Annotated in this window: 2 protein-coding genes; both read left to right on the forward strand. The window is 49.3% G+C overall.

The features are described 5' to 3' along the window. Window positions 1-104 precede the first annotated feature (104 nt). The gene (locus QGP82_RS19425; RefSeq protein WP_499060726.1) at window positions 105-308 is read left to right on the forward strand and encodes a hypothetical protein; all 204 of its coding nucleotides are present in this window, start codon (window positions 105-107) and stop codon (window positions 306-308) included. Further along, entirely contained in the window at window positions 299-1,249 is a 951-nt protein-coding gene (locus tag QGP82_RS19430) for an IS4 family transposase (protein WP_499060727.1), read from the forward strand. Before QGP82_RS19425 ends, QGP82_RS19430 begins: the two co-directional genes overlap by 10 nt. Window positions 1,250-1,269: the final 20 nt, after the last annotated feature.

Raw genomic sequence — 1,269 nt, forward strand, 5'->3', positions numbered from 1 at the left:
CTGACGGGGTTACACAACTGCTGCAAGGCCCATAAATTCAGTAGTTAAGAATGGGTAGATAAAAAAAGATAGGCTAGTTTTACGAACACAACCTATCACGACCTATGATACCGTCAATCTACCAAAGCTATCTAGAGAAGAAGCTCAGTGCCCGTGAGTCGTTGTTACTGTCATTGTTAGTCACGGTGGTGCACACGATTCGCGATGTGCGCCTAGAGACCATCGCTGAGGCGCTGCCATTGCCGATTCTATTTGAAAGTCGGCGAAAAAAGTACAACGGTTCCTTATGCTGGGTGCCATGGATATAAATCGTCTCTGGCTGGGCCTATTCACTGTTTTCCTAAAGCATCAGCACGTGGCCAAAGGGAGTACCGTGTACGTAGCTATCGACCGCACAAGCTGGGGGCAGATCAATTTGCTGATGGTGAGTTTGATCTGGCGCAAACGAGCCATTCCGCTCTATTGGCAACGGCTAAAGAAACTGGGTAATAGTAACCGCAGGACTCAGCGCAAAGTCCTGCGGTTGGCCTTATCGAGACTTGCAGACTACACGGTGGTGGTCCTCGGTGACCGAGAGTTTTGCTCGGTAGACTTGGCTCGTTGGTTGGGGGAGCAGTCGTGTTACTTTTGTCTGCGGCAAAAGAAGTCAACCCAAATTCAGTCCGATGATGATGACTGGATAGCCCTCTGTGAGCTTGGACTCACCCCCGGAATGAGCTGTTTTTTCAATCAAATTACGGTCACCCAAAGTAAAGGGTTTGGACCGGTGCAGGTCGCGGGAAAATGGAAGCGACGTTACCAGGGTTTTGCACCTGACGAACCTTGGTATATTCTCACCAACTTCGATAGCCTGGATGCGGCGATCTCAGGCTATCAGAAGAGGTTCTCCATAGAGGAACTGTTTCGCGACCTAAAATTAGGGGGCTACTGCCTCGAAAAAACGCGAGTTGAGGGCAGGCGGTTTATGACCCTGGTGCTCTTAATCGCCATTGCCTATACCTGTGCGACCACCCAGGGACAGCAGCTTAAACAGAAGGCGTTGCAAAAGTATATTGCTAGACCCGAAACTCAAGGTCTCAACCAAAAGCGACACAGTGCGTTTCATGTCGGATTAACCGCTTATCGCTGGGTTCCTTTTTGGCATCGTTGCAACCAACAAGTTCAGGCTTTGATGAGACTCGACCGAAACAAAATTGAGTATCATTTACGAGGGCTAAGAGCTATAGAAGCTGTCCTAGATACGCTTTAGCCGTTGTGTCTCCCTTTCAG

The sequence above is a fragment of the Leptothoe sp. LEGE 181152 genome, assembly GCF_032906605.1.
Lineage (GTDB): Bacteria > Cyanobacteriota > Cyanobacteriia > Phormidesmidales > Phormidesmidaceae > Leptothoe > Leptothoe turfae.

Bases quoted from the DNA above. Each gene is read 5' to 3' on its own strand.
- QGP82_RS19425 (WP_499060726.1), top strand. From the start codon at position 105: ATGATACCGTCAATCTACCAAAGCTATCTAGAGAAGAAGCTCAGTGCC.
- QGP82_RS19430 (WP_499060727.1), top strand. From the start codon at position 299: ATGGATATAAATCGTCTCTGGCTGGGCCTATTCACTGTTTTCCTAAAG.